Annotated in this window: 17 protein-coding genes; 9 read left to right on the forward strand and 8 right to left on the reverse strand. The window is 70.3% G+C overall.

Going from position 1 to position 15777, the window contains the following annotated elements; genetic code table 11:
• Positions 1-62: 62 nt before the first annotated feature.
• Positions 63-419, forward strand: a complete 357-nt coding sequence (locus tag OG710_RS28150) for a hypothetical protein (RefSeq protein ID WP_330241849.1) — start codon at positions 63-65, stop codon at positions 417-419.
• A gap of 30 nt (positions 420-449) precedes the next feature.
• Here OG710_RS28150 and trxA read toward each other — a convergent pair whose 3' ends face one another.
• Positions 450-833 carry a thioredoxin gene (gene trxA / locus OG710_RS28155; protein WP_330241850.1) on the reverse strand — a complete coding sequence of 128 codons (384 nt, stop codon included), beginning with the start codon at positions 831-833 and terminating at the stop codon, positions 450-452.
• 118 nt (positions 834-951) lie between these two features.
• Here trxA and OG710_RS28160 point away from each other — a divergent pair, with 118 nt between their 5' ends.
• On the forward strand, positions 952-2388 hold the full coding sequence (locus OG710_RS28160) for a dihydrolipoyl dehydrogenase family protein (RefSeq protein ID WP_330241851.1): 1437 nt from the start codon (positions 952-954) through the stop codon (positions 2386-2388).
• A gap of 33 nt (positions 2389-2421) precedes the next feature.
• Here the strand turns inward: OG710_RS28160 and OG710_RS28165 are convergent, their stop codons facing one another.
• Positions 2422-3000 carry a histidine phosphatase family protein gene (locus OG710_RS28165; RefSeq protein WP_330241852.1) on the reverse strand — a complete coding sequence of 193 codons (579 nt, stop codon included), beginning with the start codon at positions 2998-3000 and terminating at the stop codon, positions 2422-2424.
• Positions 3001-3263: 263 nt separating this feature from the next.
• On the opposite strand from OG710_RS28165, the gene OG710_RS28170 reads away from it, so the two are divergent.
• Both OG710_RS28170 and OG710_RS28175 read left to right on the forward strand, forming a co-directional pair.
• On the forward strand, positions 3264-3479 hold the full coding sequence (locus OG710_RS28170) for a CbtB domain-containing protein (protein ID WP_330241853.1): 216 nt from the start codon (positions 3264-3266) through the stop codon (positions 3477-3479).
• A gap of 28 nt (positions 3480-3507) precedes the next feature.
• A complete protein-coding gene (locus tag OG710_RS28175) occupies positions 3508-4278 on the forward strand; it encodes a CbtA family protein (RefSeq protein WP_330241854.1) in 771 nt (256 codons plus the stop codon).
• A 30-nt stretch (positions 4279-4308) separates the two neighbouring features.
• On the opposite strand, the gene OG710_RS28180 is transcribed toward OG710_RS28175, so the two are convergent.
• Together OG710_RS28180 and OG710_RS28185 are read right to left on the reverse strand one after the other, a co-directional pair.
• Entirely contained in the window at positions 4309-4812 is a 504-nt protein-coding gene (locus OG710_RS28180; RefSeq protein WP_330241855.1) for a GNAT family N-acetyltransferase, read from the reverse strand.
• Positions 4813-4987: 175 nt separating this feature from the next.
• A complete protein-coding gene (locus tag OG710_RS28185; protein WP_330241856.1) occupies positions 4988-5368 on the reverse strand; it encodes a tetratricopeptide repeat protein in 381 nt (126 codons plus the stop codon).
• Between the two features lie 143 nt (positions 5369-5511).
• On the opposite strand from OG710_RS28185, the gene OG710_RS28190 reads away from it, so the two are divergent.
• Complete coding sequence (locus OG710_RS28190; protein WP_330241857.1) at positions 5512-6477, forward strand: pirin family protein; 966 nt, start codon at positions 5512-5514, stop codon at positions 6475-6477.
• Between the two features lie 67 nt (positions 6478-6544).
• On the opposite strand, the gene OG710_RS28195 is transcribed toward OG710_RS28190, so the two are convergent.
• The 3 genes from OG710_RS28195 to OG710_RS28205 are packed head-to-tail and all read right to left on the reverse strand — an operon-like array spanning position 6545 to position 10022.
• Positions 6545-7279 (reverse strand): ATP-binding cassette domain-containing protein, encoded by a 735-nt coding sequence (locus OG710_RS28195; protein WP_330241858.1) that lies wholly within the window; start codon positions 7277-7279, stop codon positions 6545-6547.
• Positions 7267-9099 (reverse strand): phosphate ABC transporter permease subunit PstC, encoded by a 1833-nt coding sequence (gene pstC / locus OG710_RS28200; protein ID WP_330241859.1) that lies wholly within the window; start codon positions 9097-9099, stop codon positions 7267-7269. The genes OG710_RS28195 and pstC overlap by 13 nt, the downstream gene beginning before the upstream one ends.
• 2 nt (positions 9100-9101) lie before the next feature.
• On the reverse strand, positions 9102-10022 hold the full coding sequence (locus tag OG710_RS28205; RefSeq protein ID WP_330241860.1) for a phosphate ABC transporter substrate-binding protein: 921 nt from the start codon (positions 10020-10022) through the stop codon (positions 9102-9104).
• 637 nt (positions 10023-10659) lie between these two features.
• Here OG710_RS28205 and arsL point away from each other — a divergent pair.
• Genes arsL through OG710_RS28225 form a run of 4 tightly spaced genes read left to right on the forward strand, consistent with a single transcriptional unit; the run spans position 10660 to position 15147 of the window.
• Entirely contained in the window at positions 10660-11910 is a 1251-nt protein-coding gene (arsL, locus tag OG710_RS28210) for an arsinothricin biosynthesis radical SAM protein ArsL (protein WP_330241861.1), read from the forward strand.
• Between the two features lie 30 nt (positions 11911-11940).
• Positions 11941-13200 carry a GNAT family N-acetyltransferase gene (locus tag OG710_RS28215; protein WP_330241862.1) on the forward strand — a complete coding sequence of 420 codons (1260 nt, stop codon included), beginning with the start codon at positions 11941-11943 and terminating at the stop codon, positions 13198-13200.
• Between the two features lie 36 nt (positions 13201-13236).
• A complete protein-coding gene (locus tag OG710_RS28220; RefSeq protein ID WP_330241863.1) occupies positions 13237-14343 on the forward strand; it encodes a GTP-binding protein in 1107 nt (368 codons plus the stop codon).
• Positions 14344-14361: 18 nt separating this feature from the next.
• A complete protein-coding gene (locus tag OG710_RS28225) occupies positions 14362-15147 on the forward strand; it encodes a methyltransferase domain-containing protein (RefSeq protein WP_330241864.1) in 786 nt (261 codons plus the stop codon).
• Between the two features lie 203 nt (positions 15148-15350).
• Here OG710_RS28225 and OG710_RS28230 read toward each other — a convergent pair whose 3' ends face one another.
• Positions 15351-15770, reverse strand: a complete 420-nt coding sequence (locus tag OG710_RS28230) for an arsenate reductase ArsC (protein ID WP_330241865.1) — start codon at positions 15768-15770, stop codon at positions 15351-15353.
• Between the last annotated feature and the right edge of the window lie 7 nt (positions 15771-15777).

Genomic DNA, 15777 nt, shown 5'->3' on the forward strand with positions numbered 1-15777 from the left:
CCCGGGCCCTGTCCGGTCCCCACCCCGTGCCGGAACCCCGGACAGGACCTAGCGTCATTGCCATGAGCCATCCGCAGAGTTACGAAATCCTCATCGTCCCCGCGTTCACCGACGACAAGGCCCCCGCGGCCGGGGGCGGCGACACGGGGGCCAGCGTCAGGGGAGCGGCAGCGGCCAGGGGCTCCGGTGCGCCGGGCCCCGGCGCCGCCATCCGCTCGGCCGTCGTCACCGCCACGGGTGAGACCGGCGAGACCGGCTACCCCCGGTACGCGGGCGACGGCATGGTCGCCGACATCGACCCCCGGACACGCGCGGTCGAGGGCCTGCTCGTCGACGGCTCGGAGCTCGACTACGGCCTCGTGGCCCGGCTCGCCGAACAGGACGCGGACACGGGCGTGGACGCGGGCGCGGGCACCTGACCCGCCCCGCACCACGCGCGGGCGGGGCGGCTACTGCTGCCCGGCGGCCCCGCCGTTCTTCTCGGCCTCGATGGACTTGCGGACCTCGTCCATGTCCAGCTTCCGCGCCTGCCCGATGACGTCCTCCAGGGCCGTCGCGGGCAGCGCGCCCGGCTGCGCGAAGACGGCCACATTGTCCCGGACGATCATCAGCGTCGGAATCGAACGGATGTCGAACGCCGCCGCCAGCTCCTGCTGCGCCTCCGTGTCCACCTTGGCGAAAACCAGGTCCGTGTGGCGCTCGGACGCCGCGTCGTAGACGGGTGCGAACTGCCGGCACGGACCGCACCAGGAAGCCCAGAAGTCGATCAGAACGAAGTCGTTGTCGCTGACGACCTGGTCGAAGTTTTCCTTGGTGAGCTCAACGGTGCTCATGCGTTGCTACCTCTTCCTTGCCCGTATGAGACGTGTCCGGCACAACGGTGCCCGTACGCGTGCTATTCCGCCTCTGCCCATGTGGCCGACGCCCACACCCATGACCAGAATGGGCCGCATGACACATGCACCGGAGCCTGTCGCGTACGACGTCGTGGTCATCGGAGCCGGACCGGTGGGTGAGAACGTGGCCGACCGGGCCCGCGCCGCCGGGCTGACCACCGCCGTCGTCGAGTCCGAACTGATCGGCGGCGAGTGTTCCTACTGGGCCTGCATGCCCAGCAAGGCCCTGCTGCGCCCCGTCGTGGCCCGCGCCGACGCCCGCCGCGTCCCCGGCCTCGACGACGCCGTCCGGGGTCCGCTGGACGCCTCGGCGGTCCTCGCCCACCGGGACGAGTACGCCTCCCACTGGAAGGACGACGGCCAGGTCGCCTGGCTCGACGGGATCGGCGCCGACATCTTCCGGGGCCGCGGCCGGCTCACCGGGCCCAAGCAGGTCACCGTCACCGCGCCGGACGGCACCGAGCACCGGCTCACCGCCCGGCACGCCGTGGCCGTCTGCACCGGCAGCCGCGCCGTGGTGCCCGGCCTGCCCGGCATCGACGACGCCCGCCCCTGGACCAGCCGGGAGGCCACCAGCGCCAAGGAGGTGCCCGGCCGGCTCGCGATCGTCGGCGGAGGCGTCGTCGGCGTCGAGATGGCCACCGTCTGGGCCGGACTCGGCTCCGAGGTCACCCTGCTCGTACGCGGCAAGGGGCTGCTGCCCCGGATGGAACCCTTCGCCGGCGAACTGGTCGCCGAGGCGCTCACGGAGGCCGGGGCCGACATCCGTACGGGCGTCTCCGCCACCGCCGTACGCCGTCCGGCCCCCGACGGGCCGGTCACCGTCGAACTCGACAACGGCGAGAGCGTCGAGGCCGACGAGATCCTCTTCGCCACCGGCCGCGCCCCGCGCACCGACGACCTGGGCCTGGAGACGGTGGGCCTGGAACCCGGCTCCTGGCTCACCGTCGACGACACCTGCCGCGTCGAGGGCTCGGACTGGCTCTACGCCGCAGGCGACGTCAACCACCGCGCGCTGCTGACCCACCAGGGCAAGTACCAGGCGCGCATCACGGGCGACGCGATCGCCGCCCGCGCCCTGGGCAAGCCCCTGGACACCGCCCGCTGGGGCGCCCACGCGGCCACCGCCGACCACGCCGCCGTCCCCCAGGTCGTCTTCACCGACCCGGAGGCCGCGTCGGTGGGCCTCTCCCTCGCCGAGGCCGAACAGGCCGGCCACCGCGTCCGCGCCGTCGACTACGACCTGGCCTCGGTGGCCGGTTCGGGCCTGTACGCGGACGGCTACCGGGGCCGCGCCCGCATGATCGTGGACCTGGACCGGGAGATCCTGCTGGGCGTCACCTTCGTCGGCCCCGGCACCGCGGAACTGCTCCACTCGGCGACGATGGCGGTGGCCGGTGAGATCCCGGTCTCCCGCCTGTGGCACGCGGTCCCGTCGTACCCGACGATCAGCGAGGTGTGGCTGAGGCTGCTGGAGACGTACCGGGGGTAGGGGCCGCCGCTCCCCAGGGACGGCGGACGTGCTTCACGTTCCGCCGTCCGGTGCGAGGGGCCGGCCGCAGCGCAGGTTCCACCGGCCCGCCCGCCCGCTCAGCTCCGTCAGCGTGAGCGGGGCGACGTCGAGGCGCCAGAACGCCTGCGGCGGCAGCGCGAGCGCGTAAACCACGGCCGCGCGCACCAGGGACGGCTCGGTGACCGCCAGCACCCGGCCCGCACCGTTCAGCGAGTCGAGCCACGCCCCCGCACGGGCGCACAGGTCGAGCAGCGACTCACCGCCGTGCGGGGCCGCCACCGGATCGGCCAGCCAGGCGGCGACCGCGTCCGGCTCCCGTGCGCTCACCTCGTCCAGCCGCTCACCTGCCCACCGCCCCAACTCCCACTCCCGCAACGCGGGTTCACATACCGCGCGCAGCCCCAACGCCTCCGCCGTCCCGGCGCACCGCCCGGACGGGCCGCACAACACCCGGTCCGCGTCCGGCACATGGGCCGCCGCGCTCCGGGCCGCACGCAGACCCGACTCGTCCGGCGCGGCGTCGCCGGCGAACCGGGCCTCGCGCAGCGCCGCGTTCATCGCCGGTGGGACCAGCATCACCCGTACCGTCATCCCCGCCCCCCAACTCCCCGAACAGTGGCCGCACGTCAGGGCCCACCATGGCATCCGGGGCACCCGGCCGACCGTACGCGCCGTGGCGGCACCCGGTGTCCAGGGGGTATGGTCGCGGCGACATGACGAGGGTGTGACGGAAGTCCGGTGAGAATCCGGCACGGTCGCGCCACTGTGTACCCGCCCTGCTGCGGGGAGTCAGACCCGGCACCTTCGTCTCAGGCACCACGAACGGGACGCGTGTTCCCACAGGAGGTTCTGCCATGGCACAGAGTGCTGCCCACACCACCGGCGCATCGGCCATCACCCCCGTCTCCGCGAAGACTCTGGCCCCCTGGGCGGTCTTCTTCGGCATCCTCATGCTGGTCCTGCTCTACTTCGTCGGCGCCGAACAGGGCGCCACCTCGCTCATCTCGGGCACCGGCGTCCACGAGTGGGTCCACGACGGCCGCCACCTTCTCGGCTTCCCCTGCCACTGACCCACCGGCCGATCCAGGGGAATCCCACATGAACTCCATATCCGTCAGAGCCCTGCTGGTCCGCGGCATGCTGGCCGGCCTCGTCGCGGGCGCGCTCGCGATGCTCGTGGCCTACTTCCTCGGCGAGTCCCGCGTGGACGCCGCCATCGCCCTCGAAGAGGCGGCCCACAGCGCCCACGGCCACGACCACGGCGCGGGCGAGGAACTCGTCAGCCGGGGCGTCCAGTCCACCGCCGGCCTCGCCACCGGCGTCCTCGTGTTCGGCGTGGCCGTGGGCGGCATCGCCGCGCTCGTCTTCTGCTACGCCCTGGGCCGCGTGGGCCGGTTCGGCCCGCGCGCCACGGCCGCGCTGATCGCGGGCGCCGCGCTGCTCAGCGTGTACGTCGTGCCGTTCCTGAAGTACCCGGCCAACCCGCCGGCCGTCGGCGACCCCGACACCATCGGCCGGCGCACCGCGCTGTTCTTCCTGATGGTCGCCCTCAGCGTGCTGCTGGCCGTCGCCGCCGTCATCGTCGGCAAGCGGCTGGCACCCCGCCTGGGCAACTGGAACGCGACGGTGGCCGCAGCGGCCGGCTACGTACTGCTGATCGGTCTCGCCTACGCGTTCCTGCCGTCGTTCAACGAGGTCGGCACGGACTTCCCGGCCACGCTGCTGTGGCAGTTCCGGCTGGCCACACTCGCCGTGCAGGCCACGCTCTGGACCGCGTTCGGCCTGGTCTTCGGCCATCTCACGGAACGGCTGCTGGTGCCGAGGGCGGGTGCGCCCGAGGCCGCCCGGGCGGCAGCCGCCGTGGGCTGACAGCCGTACGTACGCAGGCCCGCCGGGCGGTCACCGGTGGGCCTGCGGCCAGTCGACGAGGTAGTACCGGAGCGCGTCGTCCTCGGCCACGAGGCGCATCCCGGCCGCCGTCATCACGTGCTGGGAGGCGACGTTGTCGACATCGGCGTCCCCGAGCACCCTGGCGGCGCCCTGCTGCCGGGCGAACCGGATCAGCGCCCGCAGCGCCTCGGAGGCGTACCCCTTGCCCCGCGCGGACTCCACGAGCCCGTACCCGATGGTGACGCCGCCGTGCTCGTCGGGCGCTCCGTGGAAGCCCATTCCACCGATGACGGCCTCGTCCGTGCGGAGCCGTATCTCGTACGACCCGAAGGGGCTCGGATCGCCGGTGTCCGCGCAGGCGGCGAGGAGGCGCGCGGCGGCCCGCAGGTCACCGGGGGAGGGGTAGCCGGGCGCCCAGCGCACCCCGTCGCCGGGCGTGCCGGCGATCAATTGCCCCGCGTCGGCGGGGGTCATCTCGCGCAGGGAGAGGCGCGGAGTCTCGAGAACGTTCATGAGGACGTGAGGTATCACGGCCGGAAGGGGCGCGGCACCTGAATATGGGGACGCGCTCCTTCATGGCGCGCCGGGCGGGCGGGCGCGGCCCTGCCCCGCCCGCCCGGCGCGGCGCGCGTACGGGCAGGCCCGCGAACGCGTCCGCGGCGGCTACGCCGCCGCTCCGTTACGGCGGCTAGGCGCTCCGGTCCGCTACGGGCTCGTCGTCCTCCGCAGGACCGAAGTCGCCCGACAGTGCCGCGGCCAGCCGCAGCTGGGTGTCCGCCTCGGCCTGGCGGCCCTGCCGCTCCAGCGTGCGGCCGAGCATGAGCCGCGCGTAGCCCTCCACGGGGTCGCGTTCCAGCACCGCCCGCAGCTCCGCCTCCGCCCGCCCGAGGCTCGCGGAGTGGTAGTAGGCACGCGCGAGGAGCAGGCGCGGAGCGACCTGCTCCGGGACCTCCTCGACGAGTCCGCCGAGGATGCGCGCGGCCGTCGTGTACTCCTTCGCGTCGAAGAAGAAGCCCGCCCGCTCCCAGCGCTCGGCGGCGGTGCCGAACTCGTAGTAGCTGTCGCTCATGACGCCTCCTGGGATCGCGCGGCGGCCGGGCGGTTCCCGGCGGTGTCCGATCCGCACAACACCCACAGGTGGTTTAACATTCCACTAACTGTCCGGCGTGGGCAACGCCCACCCCCCACCCGCAGCGGAATAGGTTGAGTGCCATGAGCAATCTCGATCGCCAGGCCGTCCCCACCGTCTGCGGAGGGCGCGGCTTCGTCGTGGCCGAACCCGTACGCGAACTCCTCGCCCCGCGCACGGTACGGCTGGGGGAGTCCACCGAGGTGCGCAGGCTGCTGCCGAACCTGGGCCGCCGGATGGTCGGCGCCTGGGCATTCGTGGACCACTACGGCCCCGACGACATCGCCGACGAACCCGGTATGCAGGTGCCGCCGCACCCCCACATGGGCTTGCAGACGGTGAGCTGGCTGCACGAGGGGGAGGTGCTGCACCGGGACAGCCTCGGCAGCCTCCAGACCGTGCGCCCGCGCGAACTCGGGCTGATGACGTCCGGGCGGGCGATCAGCCACTCGGAGGAGAGCCCCAAGCAGCACGCCCGCCTGCTCCACGGCGCCCAGCTCTGGGTGGCGCTCCCCGAGGCGCACCGCTTCGTGGAGCCGCACTTCCAGCACCACAGCGACCTGCCCGTGGTCACCGCGCCCGGCCTCACCGCCACCGTGATCCTCGGCGAACTCGACGGTGCCGTCTCGCCGGGCACCGCGTACACCCCGATCGTCGGCGCCGACCTCGCCCTGGCGCGCGGCACCGAGACCCGGCTGCCCCTGGACCCCGACTTCGAGTACGCCGTGCTGTCGATGTCCGGCGAGGCGGAGGTGGACGGCGTCCCCGTCCTGCCGGGCTCGATGCTCTACCTCGGCTGCGGTCGCACCGAACTCCCGCTGCGCGCCGCATCGGACGCCGGCCTGATGCTCCTGGGCGGCGAGCCGTTCGAGGAGGAACTGGTCATGTGGTGGAACTTCGTGGGCCGCACCCAGGAGGAGATCGCCCGAGCCCGCGAGGACTGGATGACCGGCACCCGCTTCGGCACGGTCCACGGCTACGACGGCCCCCCGATCCCGGCCCCGGCACTGCCCGACGTACCGCTGAAGGCACGGGGACGGGTGCGCTGAACCGCGCGTGCGCGGAAGGACGGGGCCGGGACCACGTTCGTCGAGTACGGCCGGGGCGTACGGAATATCAGCCCGCCGTCACAGAGGAGGCGTCGGCGTTCGGCAGGTCTATGCGGACCGTACGGTCGCAGAGCCGCTCCACCTGCGCGGGGTCGTGGGAGACGAGCAGGACGGTCCGGTTGCCCCGCAGTGCCGCCACGGACTCCTCGACGGTGTCGCGGCTCCGCTCGTCCAGGGCGCTGGTCGGCTCGTCGAGCAGGAGAGCCGCCGGCTCAAGGGCCAAGGCACGGGCCAGGCACAGGCGCTGGCGCTGGCCGTTGGACAGGGTCTGGGCGGGCGTGTCCAGTCGGTCGGAAACCTCTCCCCACAGACCCGCCTCACGCAGTGCCTGCTCGACGCGCTCGCGCAGCTCCGTCCGGGACGCCCGCACCAGGTGGCGGAGGCCGAAGAGGGCGTTGTCCAGGATGCTGCCGCCGAAGACCACGGGGGTTTGCGGCACCAGGACGACGGTGCTGCGCAGGTCGGCGTCGCCCTTGCCGTACCGGACGGGACGGTCGAGGACCCGTACCTCGCCCCGGCGACGGAGTCCGTGGGGCAGGAGGTCGACCAGAGCGCGCAGCACAGTGGACTTGCCGGCGCCGGACGGACCGCACAGCCCGGTCGTTGACCCGGAGGCCAGCTCGAAGGTGACCGGGCCCACCAGATGCTTGGTGCCGCTGAAGATCTGCAGGTCGCGCACCGCGATGACGGGTTTGTCGACCGTGCGGGCCGTGGTCGTGAGACCGGGTGTCAGACCGTCCATCGTCGTGCTCCTTCGAAGCGGTTGCGCAGGAACACCGCGAGACCGAGGAGGGCTGCGGTGATGAGGACCAACACGAGGGCACTGCCCCATGCCTGGTCGACTGCCTCGGGGGCGCCCGAGTCCTGGGAGAGGGTGAAGATGTGCGTGGGCAGGGCCTGTATCGGAGCGTTGACGATGCCGCTCGGGACGGCGGGCGCCCCGAAGAAGACTGTGGCAGTGAAGATCAGGGGAGCGGTTTCACCTGCGGCCCGGGCGAGGCCGAGCAGGAGGCCGGTGAGCGTGGCCGGCCAGGTGTAGGGGATGACCACGGAGCGGACGTACTGGGAGCTGGTCAGGCCCAGCGCCAGTGCGGCTTCGGTGATTTCCGCCGGCATGCTTCGAATCCGGCCCGCTGTGGTGAGGGCGACGACCGGGACCACCACGGGCACCAGGACCATGGTGCCGGCCAGCCAGGAACGGCCCCACCCCATGGTTGTGCAGAAGAGGACGTACCCGGCGAGGCCCAGCAGGATGGTAGGGGTTCCGCCGACTGTTACGGTCAGTGTCTCCAGAACGCGGGTGGCTTTTGCCGAGGCCCTTGTGCCGATCACGATGCCCGCGCCGTAGCCGAGCGGCAGCGCGATCAGAGCTGTGGTCGCAAGGAGCAGAAGAGTGCCGAGTATCTGATCACGTATGCCACCCCCTGCCGCGCCCTCGGAGGCCGTGAACCAGAAGACGGGGTTGAGTGCCGCACCTCCACGGGCCAAGAGGATGCCGAGCATGCCGAGGAGAAGTGTGCCTGGCAGCAGCAGGGCGCCGAGCCGGACGACGGTGGTGAGCCGGTCCTTCGGAATGCGCAACCACGCGGAGGAACGCCGGGCACGTGGGGCGCGCGCGCCCCCCTTCGCGGAACCGCGGGTTCCCCAGACGGTGGCGACGGCGACCAGGACCAGCAGGATGACGCCGAGCGCGCACAGGGCCGCGAAGTAGGGACCGGAGGTGCCGGCGAGCATCGGTTCGGGGCCGGCCAGTTTGGTGGTGAGTGTCTGGCCGGGGCGAACGAGGAAGGAAAAGACATCCCCGAGGGACTCGGGAAGCCGGTCGTCGGCGCGGCCGATGACCAGGAAGACCGCGATGGCCTCACCCAACGCCCTGGCCAGGCCGAGGAGGACGCCGGCCCGCATGCCGGAGCGTGCCCGGGGCAGGACGGCTGACCTGATGACCTCCCGGCGGGTCAGGCCGAGGGAGTACGCGGCTTCCCGGTACCGGCCGGGTACGGCGGCCAGCGCGTCCACGCTGACCGCCGCGATCGTAGGCATGATCATCACGGCGAGGACGATGCCGGCGGCGAGCAGGCTGTCTCCGCCCGGAACGTTGCCGAGACCCGCCACGAACGGCCTGATGATCATGATGCCGATGAGGCCGTAGACGATGGAAGGCACCGCTGCCAGGAGTTCGATGCTCAGGCGCAGGGGTTTGGCGAGGCGGGGCGGAAGGTACTCGGACAGGGCGATGGCAGCCGCCCAGCCGACCGGGACGGCGAGGAGCAGTGCCAGAACGCACACGACAGCCGAGCCATAGATCATGGCCAGGCCGCCGAAGGTGAGGTTTCCCGGGCTCCAGGTGGATGAGGTGAGCAGTGCGGTCCAGTCGACGGTTCCGCTCGCGATGCCCGTGACCAGGTATCCGAGCAGGACCGTGAGCGTCAGGAGTACGGACAGGACGCCGCTGTAGGCCCAGCCCCAGACCCATCTCGCCCTTTTGCCGCGGTTGCTCCCGGAAGAAGACAGCGGCACCGAGGGACCGGGCGCCTGGGTGGGGCGCTCCAGAGTGAGGCCCATGCTCAGAGGCCCATCTGCTTGAGCGTGAGGTAGCCGTGCTGGGTCAACAGCTTCTGGCCGTTGGGCGAGAGGATGTAGTCGATGTACTGCTTGACGGTGCCCTCCGGCTTGCCGTTCGTAATCATGAACAGCGGGCGGGTCATCGGGTACGCCCCCGAAGCCACGTTTGCCAGCGAGGGGGCGACGCCCTCCAGCGGGACGGCGACCAGCTCGGGGTGACCGTCGATGAATCCGGTCGACAGCGGGGCGATGGAACCCCGAGTGGACTTCAACTTGTTGCGGGTCTCCAGGTTTCCGCCCACGATGGCGTAGTTCGCCGACTTGGGCGGGGCCGGCGGCTCCCCTTCGCCGTAGATGAACTTGTCAAGCACCTCACGAGTGCCGCGACCTGGCTCCTTGTCGTACACGAAAACCTGGAGGTCGGGGCCGCCGACCTCCTTCCAGTTGGTGATCTTGCCCTCGAACAGGCCCGCGACCTGCGCCTTGGACAGGCCCTTGACCCCGCCGTCGGCCACCTCCTTGGTGATGATGACACCGACAGCGTCGGCGCCGATCTGGGTGGTGACGAAGTCGGTGTCGGGATAGGCCTTCTTGTCCGTCTCGGACAGGGGCTTGGAACTGAGGGCGATGTTGATCTGGCCGGTGCCGAGTTGGGAGATCCCGCCGGCTGAGCCGCCCTGGGTGGCGACGGTGATGTTCAAGCCCTTGCTCTTCAGCGCCTCGGCCGCGTCCGAAGCCACCGGGGCGACAGTGGTCGAGCCACTGGCCTGGATGGCGTTCGAGCCGGCTTTCGCGGAGCCGGCGCAGCCGGTCAGGGCTGCAGAGAGGAGGAGACAGGCGGAGGCGAGGGAGGCGCCCTGACGGACGCGCCGTCCGGTGGACCGCACTGTTCTGCGGGAGGATTCAGAGATCGTGAAAGACATGGCGGTGCCTTTGCGGAGAGGGAGGGATGGTGATCAGGCATGAGCAGCGACGGCGCACCACTCCTACGCCCGGCGGGCCTTGGAGTGGTGCGGACACGGATGCCGGCGATGCCGCCGGTCCCGCCCTGCTCCTCGGACGGGTTGGGCGGCTCGCTGCGGACCATGGGGAGCTGCTGGGGAGGGGCTCACACGCCTGATTGATCGGCGTTCGATCCGTTCTTCTACGAAGGGCCCGAAACGCCGGGGGAATCTGCGGTCGTTCACCCGCTGACCCCGGGTGTGGACCGTGACGCCGTGGTCGAACGCTACCGCCTCAGAGGCTTCCTGGCGAGATCTGGCTGAGGGAAAGGATCGATGACCAGCGATCGAACTCGTGCCCTGGGTCGAGTCGACGAGTGCCTTCGCTTGATGGACGCCGTACGCAACTGGTCACGCTGTAGGTCGTATCGGGGTGACAAGCCCCAGCGGTGCCAGGGGCATCGGTTCGACCCCCCACGGCAATTCATCGATCTATTGACATACATCGTTCAAAGCTGGCAGGGTTCCGCCGTCGGTCGACAGCGTCGATACCGACCTGGGCTCTGACCCGGCCCCGTCTCGACCCGTCACGCTCCTTGATCACTCCCTGGGGGGAAGTGTGAGTAGTGCCCGTGTCCTGGTTGCCTCTGCGTTCGAGGCGGAGCTCCAGCCCTTGACGTCCGCGTGTGCGGCTGCCGCTTTGCAGCACTACGGCGCCGATGTCGTCGGCTGGGACGCGCACCTGCTTCCCGACGCCATTCCGGAGGGCCCCTTCGACCTGACGCTCGTCTCGGTCCAGCAGTTCGAAGGGCTTGAGCGGGGCATCGCCCTGGCCCGGAGGGTATCGGAGGCGTACGGCACCACAGTCGTGGTCTTCGGTCAGTATGCGCAGATGAACCACAGGGAGTTCCTCAAGGTTGCCGACGGCGTCGTCATGGAGGAGCCGGAACTCATCGGTGAGGAGCTGTCCCGACTCGCCGCCGGCACTCTCGCGCTCGACGCGGTTCCCGCTCTGATGACCGGTACCGGGATGCGACCCAAACCCCCGCGGCGGCGCATCTCTGTCACCAAGCCCGCCCGAGACCTGTTCCCGTCACTCGTGCACTACCCTGCGCACCACTCGCCCTTCGGTCTGATGGGTAACATCGAGGCCTCCCGAGGCTGCCACCACAAGTGCACCTACTGCTCCGTGTACGGCGCGTACGACGGTGGCGTCGCGGCCTACGACGCCGACAGCGTCCTGGCCGACGCCCTGCAGCTCGCTGAAGAGGGCGTTCGGCACTTCTGCTTCATCGACGCCGAGTTCTTCAATTCCCGCACCATCGGCATCGGCGTCGTCGAACGGCTTGTCGAGGCCATCGGTCCGATCACGTTCGAGTTCACCACACGTGTCGATCATGTTCTGGACTACACGAAGGAGCTGGAAAAGCTCGTCTCGCTCGGACTGCGCCGTGTCACCTGCGCCCTCGAGTTCCCCTCCAACCGCATCCTGCGCATCTTCGACAAGCACATCGACGTAGATCACATGCGCGAGGCGGTCGAAAAGGCGGAGCGTATCGGCTTCGAGCTGTACCCGACGTTCATCCCGTTCACCCCGTGGATCGAGTACGAGGAACTCATCGGCTTCGAGGACTGGCTTGTCGAGACGGGCCTGGCCCACGTCACCGACCCCACAGCCCTGCAGACTCGATTGCTGCTGTTCAAGGGTTCCCCTTTGCTTTCCTCGCCCTGGATGGAGGACATCGCCACCGTCGACCGCGGATTCTGGGTCGAGTGGACCCACCCCGACAAGCGCGTCGAGCAGCTCTGGCAGGAGCGCCGCACCGATGCCGAGGATGCCGGCAAGATCCGCTGCTGCGTGAAGTGCTGACCCACCCGCTCACAAGAAGAGGACACTGACATGGGTGGATCACCCCGCGTCGTCATTTCCACCGGCCAGGCACTCCCCGACATGGACTGGGCGGGAGAGCTCGCCGGGCTCACCGACTCATGGCCGTACCTCGGCCCCAGTTGGTTGCGGGCCACCGAGAAGGTACTCCCCGACGTTCAGCCCTGGCACACTCTCGCCCACCGTGCCCGTGGTGAACTGGCCCTTCTCCCCGGCTACATCCTCACCACCCCGCCGGTCGTCGACCATGAGCCGCGCACCTATCTCGGATGGCAGGCGCCCTCCGGCGAAGAGGTGTGCTGCGGCGCGGAGACCGACGCCGCACGGAGCGCCGAAGTCGACGAGCTGGGAACCGAGCCCTTCTTTCCGGCGCTCCTGCTCGGCTCCCCGCTGGGCTACCGCACCGAGGTCGCCTACAACTTCTGGACTCCCAGCCTGATGGGGGCCATCGTCGACAATCTCGTTCCCGCCGCATTCGAGGCCGGGATCCGCTGCATCGTCGCGCCCTGGATTCCTGGCCGACGTGGCAACGATGCCCTCGTCGACGCGCTCAACGCCGCCGGCGCCTCCAGTGCATTCTGGGGCTTCGAGGACTTCATGAGCCTCGACGCCCCGGACTGGGAAGGTCACCTCGCTGCCCTGCCGCTGAAGAAGCGCCAGCGAATCAAGGGTGACGTCCGTCGCGCCGAGGCCGCGGGCGTGACCATCGAGCGCGTCGACGGCACCGGCATCCGTCCCTATGTCGCCCGCATCGCCGAACTCACGTGCCTCAACCGGGAGAAGAACGGCGCCGGCGAAGAGCCCGAGCACATCGTCGGCATCCTCTCCGCGCTCATCGACGACGGCGCAGACGTCCGCGCATATCTCGGCTACAAGGGCGGCGCACTCGTCGCCACCTGCGTCACCATCCGCAAGAACCACCGGCTCTTCCCCAAGTGGGCCGGCTTCGACTACGCAGCGATCGGCGAGCGCAGCGGCATCTACTTCGCCCTCGTACTCGACGCACCCGTCCGCGATGCCTACGCAGAGGGGCTGCGCACCGTTGAATTCGGCGCCGGAGCCCACCAGGCGAAGGCCCTGCGCGGCTGCACCCCGCGCGAGGTCACCACCTCGATACTGCTCTCCGACCCAGCGCTGCGACCGCGGGCGAGAGCATGGCTCAACGCCTTCGGAAACAGCAGGCGCATCGCGTTCGGTGCGGCTTCTCCCGCTCCGGCTCAACCTGTGAACCTGCCCCTCCTGGACAGCTCCGGCGACAGTTGCTGCGGCTGACCTCGCCCGGCTCCACGACAAGGACAGAAGGACCACATGATCACCTTCATCCCCCTGACCGGGTTCCTCGGGGCGGGCAAGACCACGACCATGACCGCGGCCGCGCTGGCCCTCCAGGAGCGGGGCCGCAAGGTTGCGGTCATCACCAACGACCAGGGTGTCGAACTGGTGGACACCAAACTGGTGCGAAGCAAGCTCAACAGTGTCGCCGAGGTCACGGGCGGCTGCTTCTGTTGCAAATTCGAGGACCTCGTCGAGGCCGTCGTCGCGCTCGTCGCGTCCGACAGCGTCGACACCGTGATCGCGGAAGCCGTCGGTAGTTGTACCGACCTCCAAGCCACCGTCGTACGACCGCTGCGCCAGTACTACGGCGATGACATGGTTGTCGCACCCCTGACCACCGTGGTCGACCCCCTGCGCCACCTGGCCTTCGCCCGTGCCGCCGAGAGGGGCGAGCCGGAGTCGGACCTGTCGTACCTCTTCCGTCAACAGGTCACCGAGGCCGACGTCATCGCCGTGAACAAGCTGGACACCATCCGACCGGACCGGGCTGAGGAGCTGCTTGCCGCGCTCCGCGCGAGCAACCCCAAGGCGACTGTGGTCGGGTACTCGGCCACCTCCGGTGACCATCTGGAGACGCTGCTCGACGCCTGGCAGGCGCCGGCGACGAACGGGGACGTCGTCCTCGACATCGACTACGACCGCTATGCCGCCGCCGAAGCCCAGCTGGCCTGGATGAATCAGGAACTCGGGCTCACCGCCGCCGGGGACGCGTTCAACGCGACCGAGTGGGCCCGTACGGTCCTCCGAGAGCTGTCCGTATGGGCCGCGGAGCACGACGCCGTGATCGGTCACGCCAAGATCACCGTGGACACGACCGACGGCGACTTCGCCAAGCTCAGCCTCACCGAGTCCGGCGCGCAGCCCACTCTCGACCGCGCCGCCGACGCGTACGCCGCGGTGGGCCGGGCTGTAGTCAACGCCAGGGTCGCCTGCGAGCCCGATGCCTTGGACACGGCTGTCACCGAGGCCGTCAAGGCCGCCGACAAAGCCACCGCCGTCATTTCCTCCGCGACCACTCCGGTGTCGTTCAAACCCTCCTACCCACGTCCCGTGCACCGCCTCGCCCCCGCCGGCGCCTGATCGAGAAGGACCACCGTCATGAGTGACACCACCGCCGGCAGCTTGCAGGAAGAGGTCCGGGAGTACTACCGGTCCAAAGCGGCCGAGGCCGAGACCAGCGGCGCCTGCTGCTCGCCCGACCCCCGGACCTTCGGTCCCGCCGCCTATGACGAGATCGGTCCGGGCACCGCGCCGGACGCCGCTCTCCTCGCCAGCCTCGGCTGCGGCAACCCGAGTGCCGTCGCGGAACTGCGGGAGGGTGAGACTGTCCTCGATCTGGGATCGGGCGGCGGCCTGGACGTCATCCTCAGCGCCCGGAGAGTCGGCCCCGACGGCCGTGTCTTCGGCCTGGACTTCCTGGAGGAGATGCTCGCCCTCGCCGGCCGCAACGTCGCCGATGCGGAGATCGACAACGTCGTCCTCCTCAAGGGCACGATCGAGTCCATCCCGCTGCCCGCCGACACCATCGACGTGATCATTTCCAACTGCGTGATCAACTTGTCGCTGAACAAGCCCGCCGTCTTCGCGGAGATGGCCCGTGTCCTTGCTCCCGGCGGCCGCCTGGGCATCAGCGATGTAGTCGCCGAGGACCGGCTCAGCCCTGCGGAGCGGGCCGAGCGCGGTGGGCACAGTCAGTGCATCGCGGGGGCGCTCTCGGTCGCCGAGTACAAGGAACTCCTCGACGCGGTCGGCCTGAAGGACGCGGAGGTCGTGTTCACCCAAGAGGCGGCCGACGGCCTCCATGCTGCGATCATCCGCGCCCGCAAGCCGGTCGACAGCACCGTCGGTGCCCAGGAGTGCGATCCCGGCGGAACTTGCTGCTGAGTGTGCCGTCAGACAGGGGGCCGTGGCCCGAGCTCAGAGCTCGGGCCACGGCCCCCTGTGCTGGTGGTCGGACGGGCGATCTTCCGGGGCGTGTCGGCGACGTGGGTCGCGTCACCGAGCTCCGGCCGAGTGCCAGCTCCTGCCCGTCAGGTCCGCCAACGCGACGGGCAGGAGCTGGTGTTCGTGGGGAAACGGCCGACCGGTCACGCCTCCTTCGCCGCCTCGATCTCGGCGATGAGGCGCTCGACAAGGTCCTTGATCTCGTCACGGATCGGTCGGACAGCCTCCAGACCCTGGCCGGCCGGGTCCTTCAGGGTCCAGTCGAGGTACTTCTTGCCGGGGAAGACCGGGCAGGCGTCGCCGCAGCCCATGGTGATGACGTAGTCGGACGCCTGGACGGCTTGGGCCGTCAGCACCTTCGGCCGCTGGCCGCCGAGGTCGACGCCGACCTCGGCCATGGCCTCGACGACGGCTGGGTTGACCTGGTCGCCGGGAAGCGAACCGGCGGATCGGACCTCAACGCGGTCGCCGGCCAGGTGGCGCAGGAAACCGGCGGCCATCTGGGAGCGGCCCGCGTTGTGGACGCAGACGAAGAGCACGGACACGAGCGGAGCGGCGGTCATCGATTCG

Source organism: Streptomyces sp. NBC_00525, assembly GCF_036346595.1.
Taxonomy (GTDB): domain Bacteria; phylum Actinomycetota; class Actinomycetes; order Streptomycetales; family Streptomycetaceae; genus Streptomyces.

What these genes read in the sequence shown, in the direction of transcription:
- OG710_RS28150 (WP_330241849.1), top strand. Translation starts at nt 63, where the DNA reads ATGAGCCATCCGCAGAGTTACGAAATCCTCATCGTCCCCGCGTTCACC.
- trxA (WP_330241850.1), bottom strand. Translation starts at nt 833, where the DNA reads ATGAGCACCGTTGAGCTCACCAAGGAAAACTTCGACCAGGTCGTCAGC.
- OG710_RS28160 (WP_330241851.1), top strand. Translation starts at nt 952, where the DNA reads ATGACACATGCACCGGAGCCTGTCGCGTACGACGTCGTGGTCATCGGA.
- OG710_RS28165 (WP_330241852.1), bottom strand. Translation starts at nt 3,000, where the DNA reads ATGACGGTACGGGTGATGCTGGTCCCACCGGCGATGAACGCGGCGCTG.
- OG710_RS28170 (WP_330241853.1), top strand. Translation starts at nt 3,264, where the DNA reads ATGGCACAGAGTGCTGCCCACACCACCGGCGCATCGGCCATCACCCCC.
- OG710_RS28175 (WP_330241854.1), top strand. Translation starts at nt 3,508, where the DNA reads ATGAACTCCATATCCGTCAGAGCCCTGCTGGTCCGCGGCATGCTGGCC.
- OG710_RS28180 (WP_330241855.1), bottom strand. Translation starts at nt 4,812, where the DNA reads ATGAACGTTCTCGAGACTCCGCGCCTCTCCCTGCGCGAGATGACCCCC.
- OG710_RS28185 (WP_330241856.1), bottom strand. Translation starts at nt 5,368, where the DNA reads ATGAGCGACAGCTACTACGAGTTCGGCACCGCCGCCGAGCGCTGGGAG.
- OG710_RS28190 (WP_330241857.1), top strand. Translation starts at nt 5,512, where the DNA reads ATGAGCAATCTCGATCGCCAGGCCGTCCCCACCGTCTGCGGAGGGCGC.
- OG710_RS28195 (WP_330241858.1), bottom strand. Translation starts at nt 7,279, where the DNA reads ATGGACGGTCTGACACCCGGTCTCACGACCACGGCCCGCACGGTCGAC.
- pstC (WP_330241859.1), bottom strand. Translation starts at nt 9,099, where the DNA reads ATGGGCCTCACTCTGGAGCGCCCCACCCAGGCGCCCGGTCCCTCGGTG.
- OG710_RS28205 (WP_330241860.1), bottom strand. Translation starts at nt 10,022, where the DNA reads ATGTCTTTCACGATCTCTGAATCCTCCCGCAGAACAGTGCGGTCCACC.
- OG710_RS28215 (WP_330241862.1), top strand. Translation starts at nt 11,941, where the DNA reads ATGGGTGGATCACCCCGCGTCGTCATTTCCACCGGCCAGGCACTCCCC.
- OG710_RS28220 (WP_330241863.1), top strand. Translation starts at nt 13,237, where the DNA reads ATGATCACCTTCATCCCCCTGACCGGGTTCCTCGGGGCGGGCAAGACC.
- OG710_RS28225 (WP_330241864.1), top strand. Translation starts at nt 14,362, where the DNA reads ATGAGTGACACCACCGCCGGCAGCTTGCAGGAAGAGGTCCGGGAGTAC.
- OG710_RS28230 (WP_330241865.1), bottom strand. Translation starts at nt 15,770, where the DNA reads ATGACCGCCGCTCCGCTCGTGTCCGTGCTCTTCGTCTGCGTCCACAAC.